17 protein-coding genes are annotated in these 17,129 nt (G+C 73.3%); 12 read left to right on the top strand and 5 right to left on the bottom strand.

The window, feature by feature from the left end; genetic code table 11:
- Positions 1 to 9: 9 nt before the first annotated feature.
- A complete protein-coding gene (locus BMW99_RS29690) occupies positions 10 to 786 on the bottom strand; it encodes an isoprenyl transferase (RefSeq protein WP_069464055.1) in 777 nt (258 codons plus the stop codon).
- Between the two features lie 311 nt (positions 787 to 1,097).
- On the opposite strand from BMW99_RS29690, the gene BMW99_RS29685 reads away from it, so the two are divergent.
- From BMW99_RS29685 to BMW99_RS29670, 4 genes are all read left to right on the top strand, one after another.
- Positions 1,098 to 1,445, top strand: coding sequence for a YciI family protein (locus BMW99_RS29685; RefSeq protein ID WP_069464056.1), 348 nt, complete (start codon positions 1,098 to 1,100; stop codon positions 1,443 to 1,445).
- A gap of 107 nt (positions 1,446 to 1,552) precedes the next feature.
- Positions 1,553 to 2,839 (top strand): RNA polymerase sigma factor, encoded by a 1,287-nt coding sequence (locus BMW99_RS29680; protein WP_069464057.1) that lies wholly within the window; start codon positions 1,553 to 1,555, stop codon positions 2,837 to 2,839.
- A 158-nt stretch (positions 2,840 to 2,997) separates the two neighbouring features.
- The gene (locus BMW99_RS29675; protein ID WP_075017893.1) at positions 2,998 to 4,518 is read left to right on the top strand and encodes an MFS transporter; all 1,521 of its coding nucleotides are present in this window, start codon (positions 2,998 to 3,000) and stop codon (positions 4,516 to 4,518) included.
- Positions 4,519 to 4,586: 68 nt separating this feature from the next.
- Positions 4,587 to 5,249: a TetR/AcrR family transcriptional regulator gene (locus BMW99_RS29670; protein WP_075017892.1), complete on the top strand. Its 663-nt coding sequence runs from the start codon at positions 4,587 to 4,589 to the stop codon at positions 5,247 to 5,249.
- A 70-nt stretch (positions 5,250 to 5,319) separates the two neighbouring features.
- Here BMW99_RS29670 and ykgO read toward each other — a convergent pair whose 3' ends face one another.
- Positions 5,320 to 5,442, bottom strand: coding sequence for a type B 50S ribosomal protein L36 (gene ykgO, locus BMW99_RS29665; RefSeq protein ID WP_033172643.1), 123 nt, complete (start codon positions 5,440 to 5,442; stop codon positions 5,320 to 5,322).
- 241 nt (positions 5,443 to 5,683) lie between these two features.
- Here ykgO and BMW99_RS29660 point away from each other — a divergent pair, with 241 nt between their 5' ends.
- The 4 genes from BMW99_RS29660 (at position 5,684) to BMW99_RS29645 (ending at position 8,817) form a co-directional block, all read left to right on the top strand.
- Positions 5,684 to 5,992, top strand: a complete 309-nt coding sequence (locus BMW99_RS29660; protein ID WP_069464059.1) for a hypothetical protein — start codon at positions 5,684 to 5,686, stop codon at positions 5,990 to 5,992.
- Positions 5,993 to 6,234: 242 nt separating this feature from the next.
- Positions 6,235 to 6,684, top strand: a complete 450-nt coding sequence (locus BMW99_RS29655) for a MarR family winged helix-turn-helix transcriptional regulator (RefSeq protein WP_069464060.1) — start codon at positions 6,235 to 6,237, stop codon at positions 6,682 to 6,684.
- A gap of 98 nt (positions 6,685 to 6,782) precedes the next feature.
- Positions 6,783 to 8,171 carry an MFS transporter gene (locus BMW99_RS29650; protein WP_079138495.1) on the top strand — a complete coding sequence of 463 codons (1,389 nt, stop codon included), beginning with the start codon at positions 6,783 to 6,785 and terminating at the stop codon, positions 8,169 to 8,171.
- Positions 8,172 to 8,265: 94 nt separating this feature from the next.
- Positions 8,266 to 8,817 carry a cysteine hydrolase family protein gene (locus BMW99_RS29645; protein ID WP_069464062.1) on the top strand — a complete coding sequence of 184 codons (552 nt, stop codon included), beginning with the start codon at positions 8,266 to 8,268 and terminating at the stop codon, positions 8,815 to 8,817.
- Positions 8,818 to 8,885: 68 nt separating this feature from the next.
- Here the strand turns inward: BMW99_RS29645 and BMW99_RS29640 are convergent, their stop codons facing one another.
- Complete coding sequence (locus BMW99_RS29640) at positions 8,886 to 9,881, bottom strand: LysR family transcriptional regulator ArgP (protein ID WP_069464064.1); 996 nt, start codon at positions 9,879 to 9,881, stop codon at positions 8,886 to 8,888.
- A 147-nt stretch (positions 9,882 to 10,028) separates the two neighbouring features.
- Between BMW99_RS29640 and BMW99_RS29635 the strand changes: the two genes are divergently transcribed.
- Positions 10,029 to 10,643 (top strand): LysE/ArgO family amino acid transporter, encoded by a 615-nt coding sequence (locus BMW99_RS29635; protein WP_075017891.1) that lies wholly within the window; start codon positions 10,029 to 10,031, stop codon positions 10,641 to 10,643.
- 60 nt (positions 10,644 to 10,703) lie between these two features.
- Here the strand turns inward: BMW99_RS29635 and BMW99_RS29630 are convergent, their stop codons facing one another.
- Positions 10,704 to 12,797, bottom strand: a complete 2,094-nt coding sequence (locus BMW99_RS29630; protein ID WP_069462135.1) for a SpoIIE family protein phosphatase — start codon at positions 12,795 to 12,797, stop codon at positions 10,704 to 10,706.
- Between the two features lie 136 nt (positions 12,798 to 12,933).
- Between BMW99_RS29630 and BMW99_RS29625 the strand changes: the two genes are divergently transcribed.
- Entirely contained in the window at positions 12,934 to 13,767 is an 834-nt protein-coding gene (locus BMW99_RS29625; RefSeq protein WP_069462134.1) for an aldo/keto reductase, read from the top strand.
- Positions 13,768 to 13,776: 9 nt separating this feature from the next.
- Here the strand turns inward: BMW99_RS29625 and BMW99_RS29620 are convergent, their stop codons facing one another.
- Positions 13,777 to 14,628 (bottom strand): LacI family DNA-binding transcriptional regulator, encoded by an 852-nt coding sequence (locus BMW99_RS29620; RefSeq protein ID WP_245791678.1) that lies wholly within the window; start codon positions 14,626 to 14,628, stop codon positions 13,777 to 13,779.
- A 260-nt stretch (positions 14,629 to 14,888) separates the two neighbouring features.
- Here BMW99_RS29620 and BMW99_RS29615 point away from each other — a divergent pair, with 260 nt between their 5' ends.
- Positions 14,889 to 15,131 (top strand): hypothetical protein, encoded by a 243-nt coding sequence (locus BMW99_RS29615; RefSeq protein WP_069462132.1) that lies wholly within the window; start codon positions 14,889 to 14,891, stop codon positions 15,129 to 15,131.
- A gap of 310 nt (positions 15,132 to 15,441) precedes the next feature.
- Positions 15,442 to 16,956, top strand: coding sequence for a GMC family oxidoreductase (locus BMW99_RS29610; protein WP_069462131.1), 1,515 nt, complete (start codon positions 15,442 to 15,444; stop codon positions 16,954 to 16,956).
- Positions 16,957 to 17,129 lie beyond the last annotated feature (173 nt).

Below are 17,129 nucleotides of genomic sequence, written 5' to 3'. Positions count from 1 at the left end.
GTAGGCGGATCAGCTCCCGTGACGCCGTTCGCGCGCCGAGTAGCTGCGCAGCGCCCGCAGGAAGTCGATCTCCCGGAACGCCGGCCAGTACGCGTCGCAGAAGTACAGCTCGGAGTACGCGCTCTGCCACAGCAGGAAGTTGGACATCCGCTGCTCGCCGCTGGTGCGGATGACCAGGTCGGGATCGGGCCGCCCGGCGGTGTACAGGTGGCGGGCGATGTCGTCGACGTCGAGCGAGGCGGCGAGGTCGGCGAGGGTCTCCCCCGCCTCGGCGCGCTCGGTCATCAGCTCGCGGAGCGCGTCGATCACCTCCTGGCGGCCGCCGTACCCGATGGCCAGGGTGACGTGGCAGCCGGTCGTGGAGCCCCGGGTGGCCTCGACCGCCCGCTTGAGCGCGTGCGCGGTGGAGTCCGGGAGCACGTCGAGGGTGCCCGCGATGTGGACCTGCCAGCGGGCGTCCGGCCGCGCCAGCTTGTCGGTGACGACCTGTTCGATGAGCTGCATCAGAAACGCGACCTCGCGGTCGCCGCGGCGCGTCAGGTTCTCGGTGGAGCAGACGAACACGGTCACGTGCCGGATGTCCAGGGCGTCGCACCACCCCAGCACGTCGTCGACGTGCTCGGCCCCGAACTTGTGGCCCAGGCTCGGGTTGGCCATTCCCATCTGGCGTGCCCACCGCCGGTTGCCGTCCATGATCAGGCCGACGTGCCGGGGCAGCGCCCCGCCGTGCACCTGCCGCCGCAACCGGCGGGTGTACACGGCGTACAGAGGATCGGAGATCCGCACGACTCGCTCCTTTCGCCACCCTGAGCTTACGGGCGGCCACGCTCGGCGTCCGGGACCGACGGCGGGGACGCGCCACGTGAACCCGGCCTGCCGCCGGTGCGGGGAAAGGAAAGGGCGCGGCAGGCCGGGTGGCTGGTGGTGCGGGCGGTGCGTATCGTGGGAGCGCTCCCACAGGTGCAAGTTAGCGCGCCGGGGACCGCGTGTAAACCTCGCCGGAAATCGACCGGCGCGGGTGTCGATCCGGCGGGACCCCGTTCGTGTAGAAGGTGGGACACCGGCGAAGGGCCGGTGGCCGAACCGAGGAGCACACCATGAAGCAGTACCTGCTGAGCGTGGTCACCCCCACCGGCGCGACGCCGCCCGCCCCCGACGAGCTCGAGGCCATCATGAAGGGCGTCTCGGCCTTCCACGACGAGCTGAAGGCGGCGGGGGCCTGGGTCTTCGCCGGCGGCCTGCACGCGCCGGACACCGCCACCGTGGTGCGGGTGACCGACGGCGAGACGGTCATGACGGACGGCCCCTTCATCGAGGGCAAGGAGTACCTCGGCGGCATCTGCATCGTGAAAGCCGCCGACCTGGACGAGGCCCTGGAGTGGGGCCGCAGGGCCGCGACGGCGATCCCGCTGCCGATCGAGGTCCGCCCGTTCGTGGACGGCTGACACGACGGCACCGAAGTGGCCGGATCCCGCTCCTCCCGCCCGGGCGGCGGGGACGGAGCGCCCGGCCGCGCGGGGGACCGGCAGGGCGGGAAGGACGGAAAGGGGCGATGACGCTGGCTGCGCGCGGGCGGCGGGACGGCCGGGACGAGCAGGTGCCGGGCCGGCGGATCGAGGAGGTCTTCCGGGCGGAGTACGGGCGCGCCGTGTCCGTCCTGGTCGGCGTCTTCGGCGACATCGACGTGGCCGAGGAGGCCGTCCAGGACGCGTTCACCGTGGCCGTGGCGCGCTGGCCGTGGGCCGGACTGCCGCCGAGCCCGGCCGGGTGGATCATCACCACCGCGCGCAACCGCGCCCTCGACCGGCTGCGGCGCGAGGCCACCAGGGGCGAACGGCAGGCCGAGGCGGCCGCGTTGATGGCGGCCAGGGCCGGGGACGGCCGCGACACGGGAGAGGACGGGGGCGCCGTGCGGGACGACCGGCTGCGGCTGATCTTCACCTGCTGCCACCCGTCCCTGTCCCCCGGCGCCCGGGTGGCCCTGACGCTGCGGCTGCTGGGCGGCCTCACCACGGCCGAGATCGCCCGCGCGTTCCTGGTGCCCGAACCGACCATGGCCCAGCGCCTGGTGCGGGCCAAGGCCAAGATCCGCAAGGCCGGCATCCCGTACCGGGTGCCGCGCGAGAGTGAACTGCCCGACCGGCTGCGGGCGGTGCTGGCGGTGGTCTACCTGGTCTTCAACGAGGGCTACGCGGCGAGTTCGGGCGACCGGCTGGTCCGCGAGCCGCTGTGCGCGGAGGCGGTCCGGCTGGGGCGGCTGCTGGTGGCGCTGATGCCGGACGAGCCCGAGGCGCTGGGGCTGCTGGCACTGATGCTGCTGTCGGACGCACGGCGAGCGGCCCGGGTCGCCGCGGACGGCGGGCTGGTGCTGCTCGCCGACCAGGACCGCGGCCGCTGGGACGCGGCGGAGATCGCCGAGGGCCGGGAACTGGTGCGCCGCTGCCTGCGGCTGGGCAGGCCCGGCCCCTACCAGATCCAGGCGGCGATCAACGCGGTGCACAGCGAAGCGCCCTCCGCGGAGCAGACCGACTGGCGCCAGATCGTGGTGCTGTACGACCAGTTGGCCGCGATCGCGCCGAGTCCGGTCGTGGCGCTGCACCGGGCCGTGGCGGTCGCCGAGGTCGAGGGCCCGGCCGCGGGGCTGGCGCTGGTGAACGCGCTGGCGACCCAACTCGGCGGCTACTACCTGCTGCACGCGGTGCGGGCGGACCTGCTGCGCCGGCTCGGCAGGAGCGCGGAGGCGGCGGACGCCTACGCGGAGGCGCTCAGCCGGACCGGCAACGCCGCCGAGCAGGACTTCCTGCGCGGGCGGCGCCGGGAGTCCGGGGCCGGCGGCTGAACGCCGGCGTGCGCCTCCGGTTTGTTCCCGCTTCAGATGTGCTCTTTCCCGCACCCGGCGGGGCCGCCACGAAGCGGAATCGGCATTCCAGATGGGCTAGCCTGGAGCGGTTAACGGAATCACAGTTCCGCTTCAGCTTCTCACGGGAAAGGAGTGCCATGGCGTCCGAGACACGGCGCACCCACCACCAGGTGACCTTTGTGGTCCTGGCGGCGAGTGTCACCGCGTACGCGTTGCTGCAGTCCCTGGTCACCCCGGTGCTTCCGACCATCCAGGCCGATCTGCACACCACGCAGAACACCGTGACCTGGGTGCTGACCGCGTACCTGCTGTCGGCCTCGATATTCACCCCGATCATGGGCCGCATCGGCGACATGGTCGGCAAGGAGCGGGTCTTCGTCGCCACCCTCGGCGCGCTGGCCGCCGGCTCGCTGCTGGCGGCGCTCGCCAGCAACGTGCAGGTCATGATCATCGCGCGGGTCATCCAGGGCATCGGCGGCGGCGTGCTGCCACTGGCCTTCGGCATCGTCCGCGACGAGTTCCCGCGCGAGAAGCTGAGCAGCGCCGTCGGCGCCATCGCCTCGCTGAGCGCGGTCGGCGCGGGCCTGGGCATCGTGCTGGCCGGCCCCATCGTCAACGCGCTCGACTACCACTGGCTGTTCTGGCTGCCGATGATCCTCACGATCGTGGCCGCCGTGGCCGCGGCCGTGGTCATCCCGCGGTCCCCGGTGACCACGCCCGGCCGGATCAACTGGGCGCCCGCGCTGCTGCTGTCCGCGTGGCTGGTGGCCCTGCTGGTCGCGCTGAGCCAGGCTCCCGTGTGGGGCTGGGGCTCCGGCCGGATCATCGGCCTGTTCACCGCCGCGGCCGTGCTGGCCGTGGGCTGGGTCGAGGTCGAGCGCCGGTCCGCGACGCCACTGATCGACATGCGGATGATGCGCCGCCCGGCGGTGTGGACCAACAACCTGGTGGCACTGCTGTTCGGCGTCGGGATGTACGCGGTCTTCGCGTTCCTGCCCGAGTTCGTGCAGTCGCCCAAGTCCACCGGTTACGGCTTCGGCGCGAGCATCACGCAGTCCGGCCTGATCCTGCTCCCGATGAGCGTGACGATGTTCCTGGTGGGCATGGTCTCCAACCGCTTCGCCGCCCGTTTCGGCGGCAAGATCGTGGTGCTGCTCGGCGCCCTGGTCGGCGCCGTGTCGATGGCCCTGCTGGCGTTCGCCCACACCCAGACCTGGGAGCTGTACCTGGCCACCGCGATCATGGGCGCCGGCTTCGGCCTGGCCTTCGCCGCGATGTCCAGTCTCATCGTGAGCGCCGTGCCGGCCGAGCAGACCGGCGTGGCCAGCGGCATGAACGCCAACATCCGCACCATCGGCGGCTCCATCGGCGCCGCGCTGATGGCCAGCGTCGTGACGGCGAGCCCGGCGGCCGACGGCCTGCCGCGCGAGGCGGGCTACACCCACGGCTTCGCGATGCTCGGCGGAGCGCTGCTGGTGGCCGCCTTCGCCGCCACGCTGATCCCGGTGGCACGGCACTCCACGCGGATCGCGGTCAGCGGCGACGCCGAGCAGCTCGCGGTCGGCACGGACCGGCCCGGCGCCCCCGTAGGGGCCACCGCCGGAACGGAGACGGCACCGGCCGCGCGCGGTACGGTCGTGGGCGAGAGCGCCGAATGACAGCGCGCGGGTGGACGGACCGGGGAATCCGCCACCCGCGCGGCCGCACAGGGACGATCGGAGTGAGCATGGCCGCCACCGACGCGCAGGCCCGGCCGTTGCGCCGGGACGCGGTGCGCAACCACCAGCTGGTGGTGGCGGCCGCCCGGGAGGTGCTGGCGGAGTTCGGCACGGACGCCAGCATGGAGCTGATCGCCTCCCGCGCGGGAGTCGGGGTCGGCACCGTCTACCGGCGCTTCCCCAACAAGCAGGCCCTGGTCGACGAGATCGCCGCGGAGATGCTCCGCGAGCTGGTGGTGGAGGCGCGCACCGCGCTGGAACTGCCGGACGGGGCGGGCCTGGACGCGTTCGTGCGGGTCGTCGGCCGGTCCCTCAGCACGCACCGCGGCTACGCCGACAAGCTGGTCGGCCACTCGAAGGCGTCGTGCGTGGAGCAGTTGCGGGACCTGATCACCGAACTGCTGGTGGCGGCCCAGGCGTCGGGCCGGGTGGCGCCGGAGATCGAACTGGGCGACGTGATGGCCCTGTTCTGGGGGATGCGCGGCGTGGTGGAGACCGGCGGCGAGGTCGTGCCCGACGCGTGGCAGCGCTACCTCGACATCCAGCTGGCCGGCCTGCGCTCCCCGGGGGCCGCGGCCTCCGGGCCCGCGGTCACGCGCGCGCAGTTGCGGGAGATCAGCGGGACCGGTGAACCGGAGGACGGCGGCGCGTGCGGCGCCGCCTCCACCTGACCGACCGGGCCACACCGGACCTGCCGGGCCCGCCCCTGGCCTGGTGCTCAGGCCGAAGCGGGCGAGCGGGTCAGCCCTGGCGGGCCTTGGAGCGGGGGTCCTTGCGGTTGATCACGTAGACCTTGCCGCGCCGGCGCACGATCTGGGCCCCCGGGCGGTTCTTCAGGGAGCGAAGCGAGTTGCGTACCTTCATCGGGATGCCATGCCTTTCTCCTCATGAGGTCCCTCGCGAGGGAGACGCGACGGCCTCGGATCGGCCCGCGTGGCGGGGCCGCGGGAGGCGTCCCCGGCCGTGCCGGCCGTTTTTCGGTGCACGTCCCGCACGCCCTGGTCAGGCCGTACTGTTCGTGCTGGCAGGTTAACGGCGGCGGTGCCGCGTTCATTCCTGCGCAGCCGGCGGGCCGGCAGGGGCGGCAGAGGCGGAGGGGTCAGCGATGAACGACGCAGCGGGAACAGCGGACGGCGGGGAGTCCCAGGACCACGGCGGGGACTTCTCCAGCCCCGGCTTCTCCAGTCCCGACTTCTCCAGCCCGGACTTCACCGGCCCCGACGACACCATCGGCGACTTCAAGGTGCCGGACTACGTGGTGCCGCCGTTCGAAGGCCCGGACTACGAGGCCGAGGACGCGGGGGACCTGGTGCCCGAGGAGGCCGGCTTCTCCAGCCCCGGCTTCAGCAGCCCCGACTTCACCGGCCCCGACGATGTCGACCCGGACGAGGACGGCCCGGACTCCGGCCGCTGATCCCCGGGGCCTCCGCCCCGCTCCCCCGCCGGCCACGCCGCATCTCGGCGCCGGCACATCACGAGACACCACACCACGTGGCATCGCTCGACATGCCACCGCACCACCGGCGCCCCGCTCCGCCCACCGGCGAGCGGGGCGTCCTCGTGTCCGGACGGCCTCGCGGTCGCGGCCGCAGATGTACAGGCTGGGCTGTCCAGTTTCAGTTGCGCAGTCCAGACTGCATAACCTAGGGTGACGGTATGAGCGATTCGACGGAGGGCGTGGCGGAGTCGGCCGTGCGGGCCGCGCGCGACGTGCGCGTGGCATTGAGCCGGCTGCGCCGGAGACTGCGGACGACGTACGACACCAGCGACCTCACGCCGTCGCAGCTGTCGGTGCTCAGCCGCCTGGACAAGGAGGGCGACGCCTCGGTGAGCGAGCTGGCCGCGGCCGAGCGGGTCCGCCACCAGTCGGTGGCGGCCGCCGTCGCCGTCCTGGAGGAGCGGCGGCTGGTGACGCGCCGTCCCGATCCGGACGACGGGCGACGCCAGGTGGTCTCGGTCGCCGAGGCGGGCCTGGCGTTCCTCGCGGACTCCCGCAGGATCGGCGAGGAGTGGCTGACCCGGGTCCTGCAGGAGCGCCTGACCGAGGCGGAACGCGGGACCGTCATCGAGGCCATGGCACTGCTCGACCGGCTCGCGCAGTCGTGAGCACCAGGCCGATACGCCTGGCCCGCCTCGCACGCCTGACCGGCGGCGGCCGCGGCGGGCCCGCGAACGGGGCCTTCGACCGGCGGCTGCTGGCCCCCATGATGCTCGGGTCGATCCTCAACCCGGTCAACTCCTCCATCATCTCGGTGTCGTTGGTGCCGATCGGCGCGGCCTTCGGGGCACCGCCCTCCCGCACCGCCTGGCTGATCTCGGCGCTCTACCTCGCCACGGCGATCGGCCAGCCCGTCGTCGGACGGCTGATCGACCTCTTCGGGCCGCGCCGCCTGTTCCTGGCCGGGACGGCGCTCACCGGCATCGCCGGCGTCGTCGGCTCGCTCGCGCCCGGCCTCGGCGTCCTCATCGCCGCACGCGTGCTGCTCGGCTTCGGCACCTGCGCCGGCTACCCGGCCGCGATGTACCTGATCCGCAGCGAGGCCAGGCGCACCGGGCAGCAGAGCCCGGCCGGGGTGCTGGCCGGGCTCGCGGTCGCGACGCAGACCATCGCCGTGGTCGGCCCGAGCCTCGGCGGTCTGCTCATCGGCCTGGGCGGCTGGCGCGCGACCCTGGCCGTCAACATCCCCCTCGCAGCGGCCGGACTGGTGCTCGGCGCCACCCGCCTGCCCAGGACGGCGCCGCCCCCGCCGGCGGCGTCAGCGGACGGTCCGCGACGCGCGGCCCGCCTCGACCTGCCCGGCATGGTGCTGTTCGCGGTGCCGCTGGTCAGCCTGCTGCTGTTCCTGATGAACCCCGACGCCGGGCACGCCTGGCTGCTGGCGCCGGTCGCCGCGGTCGGCGGCGCCTTCGTGTGGCGCGAACTGCGCGCGCCGGAACCGTTCATCGACGTGCGGGTGCTCGGCGGCAACCGCCCGCTGCTCACCACGTACGCGCGGGCCCTGCTGGCGTACGTGGTCTCGTACGCCTTCCTGTACGGCTACACCCAGTGGATGGAGGAGGGACGCGGCCTGTCCGCCTCGCAGGCGGGCCTCGCCCAGCTCCCGCTGTTCGCCACGGCGATCGTCGTCTCCTCCGTCACCGGGCGGCGGCGCGGCCTGCGCGCCAAGTTCCTGGTCGGGGCCGGGGGCCAGGTCGTGGCCTGCGCCCTGCTGCTGATCCTGCACTCCGGGACCAGCGTGTGGCTGCTCGCGGGCGTGGCGGTCGTCTTCGGCGTGCCGCAGGGCCTCAACAGCCTCGCCCTGCAGAACGCCGTGTTCCACCAGGCCGATCCGGAGCGCATGGGCTCGTCCGCGGGACTGCTGCGCACGTTCGGCTACCTCGGCGCGATCGTCGCGTCCGCCGCGAGCGGCGTCGTCTTCGGGCAGCGCGCGGACACCGTCGGGCTGCACCACCTCGCGTGGTTCCTGCTCGCCGTCGCCGTGCTGTACCTGGCCGTCACCGTCGCGGACCGTTCACTCGGCCGCCTCGAGCCCGCATCGCCGCCCGGCGGCAGCGCGCCGGCGGCCGGGGACGACGGCCGGGGCGCGCGGTGAGCGCGCCGTGCCGTCCCGTGACCGCTCCCACCACCGCCGCGGCACCCGCCGGGCGCCGCGGAACTCCCCACCGATCCCGCGAGGTTCACGCACCATGCCCAAGTCCGCTCTCCTCCTGATGGACGTCCAGCAGAACATCGTCGGCCGCGTCTCCGACCCCGAGCTGGTGCCGCGGATGGCACGAGCGGTCGCCGCGGCCCGCGACGCGGGGGTCCCCGTGATGCACGTGGTGGTCGGCTTCCGCGCCGGGCACCCCGAGATCAATCCGGCCAACCGGTCGTTCGGCGCCCTGCCGCCCGGCGCGTTCGGGCCCGGCGACCCGGGTGCGGCCATCGACCCGGCGGTCGCGCCGCGCGACGGCGAGACGGTCGTCGTCAAGAAGCGGGTCAGCGCGTTCGCGGGCAGCGACCTGGAGATGCTGCTGCGGGCCGCCGGCATCGACCACCTGGTGCTGTCCGGAATCTCCACCAGCGGCGTGGTGCTGTCCACCGTCCGGCAGGCGGCCGACCTCGACTACCGCCTGACGGTCCTGTCCGACGCGTGCTTCGACCCGGATCCCGAGACGCACCGGTTCCTCACCGAGCGGCTCTTCCCCCGCCAGGCCGACGTCACCACCATCGGAGACTGGGCGAAGACGCTGGGCTGACCGTCCGCATCAGCCGCGCGGCGGTCGGCGCCCGGTCCGGGCGGTGACCGGCCCGGGCGCCGCCGCCGTCAGCGCGGCGGGTGGAGGGCGCGCGCGGCGGCGCGGGCCACCGCGTCGGCCACGGCGCCGAGCGCGGGCGAGTCGAGTTTCCACTGCTGCCAGTACAGGGGCACGTCGACGGGACGGCCGTACGGGAGGTCGACGAGGGTGCCGGCCTCCCGGTGCGGCCCGGACTGGACGTCCGGGATCATGCCCCAGCCCAGGCCGGCGGCGACGGCCTCCACGAACGCCTCGGAGGACGGGACGTGGTGCCGGGTCCGTCCCCCGGCCCCGCGCTGACGGGTGCCGGATGTACCGGGCGCACCGGGCGTGCTGGGCGTGCCGTCGGCGGGCGCCCGGTCCTGTGTGCCGCCGCGCGCCGCGCCCGGCCCCGCGAGCGCGCGCAGGAAGCGGTCCTGGAGGTCGTCCTTGCGGTCGAACACCACGACCGGGGCGGCGGCCAGGGTCCGGGCCGGCGCGCCTGCCGGCAGATGGCGCCCGGCGAAGGCCGGCGCGGCCATCGCCCGGTAGCGCATCGTCCCCAGGCGCCGCACCGAGCAGCCCTGCACGGCTTCCGGCGAGGAGGTCACCGCGGCCATGACGAGCCCCTGCCGCAGCAGCACCGTCGTGTGGTCCTGGTCCTCGCGGTGCAGGTCGAAGGTGACGTCGTGGCCGTCGGCGACCTCGGCGAGCGCGGGCAGGAACCAGGTGGACAGCGAGTCGGCGTTGACCGCGATCGGCAGCGCCGTGGGTCCCGCCGCCGCGCCGAGCCCCAACTCCGCACCGGCGTCCCGCTCCAGGCGGGCCAGCTGGCGGCCGAACCGGACCACGATCTCGCCCGACGGCGTGGGCCTGACGGGCTTGGTACGCAGCAGCAGGACGCGTCCGGTGCGCTGTTCCAGCCCCTTGATGCGCTGGCTGACCGCGGACGGCGTGAGGTGCAGGGCCTCGGCCGCGGCCTCGAAGGTCCCCTCGTCGACGGCGGCGAGCAGCGTCCGCACCTGGTCCAGCGGCAGGTCGAGCATGACGGCCCCCTCGGTCACAGCCCCTGTTCACGGCCCCTGCTCGCGCCGCCAGGACGCCGACGCGTCTTGACGCCATCTTAAGCTCTGCTGATGTCGCGTAAGAATCATTAGCTGGTCTGATGTTCGCCCGGCTTCTAGCCTCGAGGCATGCGTGAGGCTTTCATCGCGGCCCTGGCCGGGCTCGGCACCGGACTGTCGCTCATCGTCGCCATCGGGGCCCAGAACGCCTTCGTGCTCCGCCAGGGCATCCGGCGCGAACACGTGCCCGCGGTGGTGGCGATCTGCGCCGCGTCGGACGCGTTGCTCATCGCGCTGGGCATCGGCGGGATCGGTACGGTCGTCGGCCGCTGGCCGTCCGCGGTGACGGTCATCTCCTGGGCGGGTGGGGCGTTCCTCATCGGCTACGGGCTGCTGGCGGCCCGCCGGGCCCTGCACCCGTCGTCCATGACGGCCGACGGCGCGGCGGTGGGCAGTTCGCTGCGCGGCGCGGTGCTCACCTGCCTCGCGATGACCTGGCTGAACCCGCACGTCTACCTCGACACGCTGCTGCTGCTCGGCTCCGTGGCGAACGGCTACGGCGCCGGGCGGTGGCCGTTCGGGGTGGGTGCCGCGGCCGGGAGCGTGCTGTGGTTCAGCGGCCTCGGCTTCGGCGCGCGGCTGCTGCGCCGGCCGTTCTCCCGGCCCGCGGCCTGGCAGGTGCTGGACGCGTGCATCGCCTGCACGATGGTGGCGCTCGGCCTGGTGATGCTGGGCCGCGCCTGACGCCCGCCCCGGAGCCGGCGGCCTCCTCCACGTGCGCCGGCCCCGGCTCGGGCCTTCGCGTCACAGCAGGCGGGCGATCCGTGCCTCGGACACCTCCGGTGCCCTCGGGACCGGCCGGAAGCCGATCACCGCGGCGTCGTCCCGCCGCTCAAGGACCCCGGCCAGCAGCAACGCGCAGAGGTCGGCCAGCGACAGGCCGCGCAGGGCGGCGGCCGCGGCCGCCTCGGCGAGGTCGGCCATGCCGTCGGCCAGGTCGGTGCCGGGGACCTCGATCAGGCCGTCCGTGTAGAGCAGCAGCGTGTCGCCGGGCGCCAGGTCGTGATGGCAGGTCACGCGCGACTCGGCCGGCGCCACGCACAGCGGCAGGTCGGGACCCGAGCCCTCCAGGAAGCGTGGGGCGCCCACGGCGGGCAACAGCAGCGGCGGCGGATGGCCGGCGTTCGACCAGGCGGCGTGCCAGCCACCGCCCGGCGAGGGCGTCAGGCTCATGTGCACGGCGGTGACCAGCGGCGCGATGTCCAGGCCGTCGACCACCCGGTCCAGCTGGGCCAGGCTCTCGGCGGGGGTGTGCGGCCGCGACTGGTCGTAGGCGATGACCCGCAGCATGCTGCGCAGCTGGCTCATCGAGGTGGCCGCGTCCAGGTCGTGCCCGGCGATGTCGCCGATGGTGAGGGTGACCGAGCCGTCGGGGAGCAGCAGCGCGTCGTACCAGTCGCCGCCGATCTCCGCGTCCTTGCTGGCCGGCTGGTAGTGGGCGGCCAGCTCCGCGCCGGGCACCTGCGGCGTCGGGGTGAGCAGGGCCCGTTGCAGGGTGAGCGCGGTGTGCCGGGTGCGCTGCAGCTCCAGCGCCTGCCGCAGCGGCTCGCGCACCTCGTGCAGCACCTCGCCGAGCAGGGCCAGGTCGCCGGAGCCCGGCGGCGGGCTGTCGGCGCATCCCGCGGCGCAGGCGAAGGCCACGACGGCGGAGTCGATGACGATCGGCACCAGCGTCAGGCTGGTGGCACGGGCCGCACGCAGCCACTCCAGCGACACCTCGGGCAGGATCCCGGCCGGCGGGTCGCCGGCCGGGAAGACCAGCAGCTTGGGCCGGCGGCTGTCGATGACGTGCCGGGCCACCGGCCCGACGGCGTAGCTCTCGTTGCGCAGCGGCGGCAGCTCGGGCAGACCGGGCCGGGCGGTGGTCGCCACGCGGACCGCGGTGACCGTCTCCCCCTCGCTGATCACCCCGGGCGTCGGCAGCAGGAAGACGGCGCAGGCGTCGGTCAGCTCCGGCACGACCGCGGCGGCCACCGCCCCGAACGCCTGCGGCACGTCGGCGGCCGCGGTCACGGTGGCGACCCGGGCGAGCAGCCGCTCGCGCAGCCGGTTGCGCCACTGGTCCTCGATGTCGGCGGTGGCACCGATCCACTCGACGATCACGCCGTCGCGCACGATCGGCACCGCGCGGGACTGCACGTGCCGGTACTCGCCCGAGGGGATGCGCAGCCGGAAGGTGCAGACGAACATCGACGGGTCGCCCTCGGCCGCCTGCTGCCACTCCCGCAGCAGGTGTCCCCGGTCGTGCGGGTGGACATAGGACAGCCACTCCTCGTCGATCACCGGGCGCCACTCCTCGCCGGTGAAGTCCTCGAAGTCGCCGACCAGCTCGCTGATCGCCCCGTCGGGCTTCATCAGCCAGACCGTCTGGGTGACGGCCCCCATCAGCGCCTCGTACCGGTGCAGCGCCTCCTGCCGGTCCTGCGACAGCTGCTCGGCCCGCTCGACGGCGTCGACCTGCGCGGTGGTGTCGACGCAGACGGTGAGGACGCCGGGGCCGAACCGCGAGACGACGGGCGAGCAGCTGTAGATGAAGTGCCGCCGGCCGGGCGCGCCGGGGAAGATCCCCTCGGTGGTGCGCGGACCGGTGACCTGACGGCCTCTGCGGTCGTGGAAGACCTCGTCGAGCATCTGCACGTACCGGGCGGCCTTCTCCTCGGTGAAGGCGTCGGCGGCGCGGGCGCCCAGCTCGCGCGGGCCGAACAGGTCGCGGAAGGCGTCGTTGTAGTAGACGAGCCGGTGCTCCGCACCGGAGGTGAGCGCGACGGCCACGATGGCGTCGTCGAACACCTCGGGCTCGAGCTGCGGCACAGCCAGGTCGCCGCGGGTCCGCGTCATCCTCCGATCATCGCTCGCCGGGGCGCCGCGGGCGCGGTGGAGGGGCCCGGCGGGCCGACGGGCCGGTCCGGCACACCGGGCTTACGGTGGCCACAGAGCCAGGCGCAGGGGGGACCCGAGCAAGGAAGTCGCGGTCATGACCTCAGTTCCCACCGTCACCCTCAACAACGGCGTCTCCATCCCGCAGCTCGGCTTCGGGGTGTTCCAGATCGAGCCCGAGAACACCAGGGAAGCGGTGCGGGTCGCCCTGGAGACCGGGTACCGCCACATCGACACCGCCGAGATGTACGGCAACGAGAAGGAGGTCGGCCAGGCGGTCAGGGAGTCCGGGCTGCCGCGCGCGGAGGTCTTCGTCACCAGCAAGCTCAACAACGGGTACCACGCGTACGGCGACGCGCTCGCCGCGTTCGCCCGCTCGCTGGAGGACCTGGACCTGGAGTACCTGGACCTGTTCCTGGTCCACTGGCCGCTGCCCGGGGTGGGCGACTTCGTCGAGACGTGGAAGGCGATGGAGGAGATCTACCGGTCCGGCCGCTGCAAGGCGATCGGCGTGTCCAACTTCCAGCCGGCCCATCTGGAGCGGCTGCTCCGGGAGACCGACGTGGTGCCGGTGGTGAACCAGGTCGAGGCCCACCCGTACCTGACGCAGGAGGCCGTGCGGACGTTCGGCCGGGAGAACGGCATCGCCACCGAGGCGTGGTCGCCGATCGCGCAGGGCAAGGTGCTGGACGACACGGTGATCACCGCGATCGCGGACCGGGTGAAGCGTTCGCCGGCCCAGGTGACGCTGCGCTGGCACCTGCAGCGCGGCGACATCGTCTTCCCGAAGTCGGTGACGCCGGCACGCGTCGCCGAGAACTTCCGGCTGTTCGACTTCGAGCTGACCGATGAGGACATGGCGGCGATCACCGGGCTGAACCGGGACGAGCGCATCGGACCCGACCCGGACACCTTCAACTGGATCCCCTGACCGGGCCCTTCAGCCGGGCGGGCCGGGCGTCCCGGAGGGTGCCCCGCCCGCGCCGCGCGCGACGAACCGGGTGAGCAGCACCACCGAGCGCGGAGCCGAGCGGTCGCCGTCGATCCGGGAGAACAGCAGGGTGGCGGCGGTGCCGCCGAGAGCCACCGGGTCCTGGCTGACCACGGTCAGCGGCGGGTCGAGCCGCTCCCCCAGCGGCAAGTCGTCGAAGCCGACGACGGCGACGTGCCCGGGGCCGCCGGCGCCGTCGAGCACGCCGAGGGTGATCACGTCGTTGCTGGTGAACGCCGCGGTCGGCGGCTGCGGCAGTTCCCGCAGCGCGTCCAGTGCCGCCCGCGCCTGGGTGCGGGAGCGCAGGCCGTGGCGGGCGAGGGCGGTGTCGACGGCCAGCCCGCGGGCCGGCCGGTCCACGCACACCACACGGGTGCCCGCCCGCATGGGCTGTCTGAGGAATCCGTGCCCGCCGACGGTGGGCACCAGGATCAGCCCGTCGACCTGCCGCGCGGTGAACGCGGCGATCACCTCGCGCTCCCGCCGCGGCTCGTCGTTGGTGCTGCCGACCAGCACCACGTAGCCGCGGCGGTGCGCCTCGTCCTCGACCGAGCGGGCCATGAACGCGTAGAAGGGGTTCGCGAGGTCGTCGACCACGAGGCCGATGGTGGCGGTGCCGGGGTCCTTCTGCCGTAGATGGCGCGCGTTGTCGTTGCCCTGGTAGCCGAGCCTGCGCACGGCCTGCTCGACGCGCGCGGCGGTGCCCGGTGCCACCCCCGCCTCGCCGGACACCACGCGGGAGACGGTCATCGGACTGACACCCGCGGCGCGGGCGACGTCCTTCATCGTCGGTCGCTTCACGGGCCTCCTCGTCGCGGGACCGCCGGAGCCGGCTCCCGGCTGCGTCGATGATGGCAGGCGCGGCACACCGGGTCGGAGCGATTGCGCGTGAACACTCAGCGTGATGCGTGTTCGCCCGACACGGGGAATCACCGGTGCCGAACGACATCGCCGAACAGCCGGCTCACCTACCCGGTGGGAACTCTGAGGTGGCAGCACGTCCGTACTGACCACACACTCGAAGAGCTCGCTGGAGCTCATGTTGACGAGAAGGGCATGGCATGACTCAACCCGGCCGCGGCACACCCATCGGCTTCGAGCAGGACATCAGGCCCATGTTCCGTACGAAGGACCGCGAGTCCATGCTCAAGGCATTCGACCTGTTCGACCACGCGGACGTCGTCAAGCACGCCGACGCCATCGTCGGGGCCCTGCGCAGCGGGCAGATGCCCTGCGACGACCCGTGGCCCGCCGCGCAGGTGGACCTGCTGCAGCGCTGGATCGACGCCGGTAAGCCCGCCTAGCCCTCCCGTCCGATCCGACGCCCGGGGTGCTGTCGTGGAACTGAACGTGAACGGTGCCGACGTCGGGGGCGACGACCGGTACGAGGCGCGAACGCTGCCGTGGGTACTGCGGGATGTGCTGGGGCTGCGAGGAACGAAGCGCGGCTGCGGTGACCGATGTTGATGGCCGGGAGATCCCGCGCCAGGACCCGATGTCCCTCTGCCGTTGCGGACAGTCCTGCGAACAGGCCCTGATGCGACGGAACCCGCCTCACCACCGACTTCGACGGCACGCTGAGCGACGGAAAGCTGCCGGGACAAGGAGATCGACATGCGCGACCAGACAGAGATCGCGGACGTTTTGATCGTCGGTGGCGGTTCGGCCGGCGCCGTCCTCGCCGCCCGCCTCAGCCAGGACCCCGCCCGCACGGTGGTGCTCCTGGAGGCCGGCCCCGTCTACGCCCCCGGTGCCTATCCTCCCGCTCTGAAGGACGCGGACACGATCGCGGACCCCGACCATGACTGGGGCTACACCTCGCGAGGCACGGCTCAGGCGCAAGAGCTGCCGACCCCGCGCGGCAAGGTGCTCGGCGGCAGCTCGGCCGTCAACGCCGGAGTCGCCCTGCGCTCACGCGCCGCCGACTTCGCCAGCTGGAGCGAACACGGGGTCGAGGGCTGGACGTTCGAGGACGTGCTGCCGGTGTTCAAGCGGCTGGAGAACACCCCGACCGGCGACGACGCCTTCCACGGGCGCTCGGGTCCACTGTCGCTCCGGCAACGCACGGAGTCGGAGTTGACACCGTCCCTGTGGGCCTTCGTCGAGGCCTCTGTCGCGCGGGGTTACAAGCTTGTGCACGACTTCAACGGTGCCGAACAGAGCGGTGCCGGCGGCTACCCCGTCGACGTCGTCGAGGGGGTCCGGCAGAACACGGGGCTGGCCTACCTCACCGAGGAGGTCAGGAAGCGCCCGAACCTCGCCATCCACGGCGACGTCAACGTCGACCGCGTGCTGTTCGACGGCACCACCACCACCGGCGTCCTCACAGCGGACGGCACGGTCCATGCGGCCCGCGAGGTGGTGCTCTGCGGAGGGACGTACGGCAGCCCGGCCGTCCTGCTGCGCTCCGGCATCGGACCGGCCGCCGATCTGACCGGCCTCGGCATCGACGTCGTCGCCGACCTGCCGGTCGGACGGCGGCTTCAGGACCAGTTGGGCTACTTCAACGCCTACGCGCTGGCGCCCGACCACCTGGAGATGACCCCCGCGGTCGGCACCCTGCTGTGGACGGCCTCAAGCGAGGCGGCGGACGGCGAACTCGACCTGCACATCACCGCCACGCACCTGATGCCCGGTGACGCCAGCCCCACCGGAGGAGCGATCGTGCTGCAGGCCGCCCTGACGCGGCCGGAGTCCATCGGCACCCTCACCCTGGCCAGCACGGATCCCGCGGACCAACCCGTCATCGACTCGAACTTCCTCGGCACCGAACGGGACGCCCGCCGGATTCTGGAGGCCGTGAAGATCAGCCGCGCCATTGCCCGCGATCCTGCCTTCGCCCCCTTCGTCGCACAGGAGCTCTCCCCAGGTGACGCGGTGACCAACGACGCGGACCTGGCGCGGATCATCGCCGAGAACCCGGCGATCTACGGCCATCCCACGTCCACGGCGCCGATGGGCGGGGCGGACGACCCCTGGGCCGTCGTCGACTCCGTCGGGGCAGTCAAGGGCGTCAACGGGCTGCGAGTCGTGGACGCCTCGATCATCCCCGAAGTCACCTCCTCCACCACCAACGTCACCGTCATCATGCTCGCCGAACACATCTACCAGCGCGCGTGGGCCCGTTGACGTCCGAGCGGCCATGAGGTCCACCGCGGATGCAAGCCACTGCGCGCCGGCCGACTACCCGCAGCCCACCGACGAAGACGACGCCAGGTTGGGGTGCCCCCCCAGGGCGAGCACCGCCAACCGGAGCCCCACGGCCCCACCGGGTCGGAGAGAACCTGGTGCCGGGCAGACTG

The sequence above is a fragment of the Actinacidiphila rubida genome (genome assembly GCF_900110255.1).
GTDB lineage: Bacteria > Actinomycetota > Actinomycetes > Streptomycetales > Streptomycetaceae > Actinacidiphila > Actinacidiphila rubida.
Note: the sequence above shows the minus strand (reverse complement) of the source record. Positions and strands in the feature narration are given on the sequence as shown.